The 1429-nt window shown below is 66.1% G+C and carries 1 protein-coding gene; it reads right to left on the bottom strand.

Features of this window, described 5'->3' with window-relative positions; all coding sequences use genetic code 11:
- Positions 1-1429, bottom strand: a 1429-nt coding sequence (locus tag ACWDTS_RS28095; protein WP_450119462.1) for a non-ribosomal peptide synthetase, incomplete at both ends; no start/stop codon positions are given.

Here is a 1429-nt window from a genome sequence, read left to right as displayed (position 1 = left end):
CCCGACTCCGGCACCACATAACCCACCAGCTGCTGACCCAGATCACCGTCGTGCACCACCACCACGGCCTGCGCCACCGCAGCCACATCCAGCAACGCCGACTCGATCTCCCCCAGCTCGATACGCAACCCGCGCACCTTCACCTGGAAATCGGTCCGCCCGATGTACTCCAACTCCCCCGACACCGACCACCGCACGAGATCACCCGTGCGATACATCCGCGCCCCGGAGGCTCCATAGGGGTTGGCCACGAACCGATCCGCCGTCAGATCCGCACGCGCCACATACCCCCGCGCCAACTGATCCCCGGCCAGATACAACTCACCGGCCACCCCCACCGGCACCGGCGCCAACCGCCCGTCCAACACGAACACCTGCGTGTTCCACACCGGCACACCGATCGGCACCGACACCCGATCCGCATCCGACACCTCGTGGAAGGTCACATCCACCGCAGCCTCGGTCGGACCGTACAGATTGTGCACCCGCACCGACGGCAACAACTCACGCAACCGCAACGCCACCGAACCCGGCAACGCCTCACCCGAGGCGAACACCAACCGCAACGACCGCGCCTCGACCACCGACGGCTCCGCCACGAACACCGACAACATCGACGGCACGAAATGCACCACCGACACCCCGTACTCGACGATCGCCCGCACCAGATACGCCGGATCCCGATGACCGTCCGGCCGCGCCACCACCAACCGCGCACCAACCTGCAACGGCCAGAACAACTCCCACACCGACACATCGAACGTGAACGGCGTCTTCTGCAACACCACATCCGAGCCGGACAGACCGTACTGCGCCTGCATCCACAGCAACCGATTCACGATCGCCGCATGCGAAACCGCCACACCCTTCGGACGCCCCGTCGACCCCGACGTGAAAATCACATAGGCCGCCCCCTGCGGCCGCACCACACCCCACCGATCCGCATCGGACAACGGCGCATCGGAAAAACCCGACACATCCAACTCGTCCACCCACACCACGGACCGATCCCCCGGCACCGCAAAACCATCCCGCGAGGTGGACAACACCACCACCGGATCCGCCGTCTCCAGGATGTAACCCACCCGCTCCACCGGCTGATCCGGATCCACCGGCACATACGCACCACCGGCCTCGATCACCGCATACACAGCGACCAACATCTCCACCGACCGGCGCATCCCCACAGCCACCAACGACTCCGGACCCACACCCTCGGCCACCAGGAAACGCGCCAACCGCCGCACCCGCGACGCGAACTCCCCATACGACAGCGCCACACCGTCGAACACCACCGCCACCGCACCCGGCGTCCGCACCACCTGCGCCTCGAACAGATCGACCAGCGTCGCAGCCGAATCCACCTCATGCGCCGTGTCGTTCCACGACTCCAACACCAACGCCCGCTCCTGAGCACCCAACAACGGGA

This window comes from Rhodococcus sp. NPDC003383 (assembly GCF_053589115.1).
Note: the sequence above shows the minus strand (reverse complement) of the source record. Positions and strands in the feature narration are given on the sequence as shown.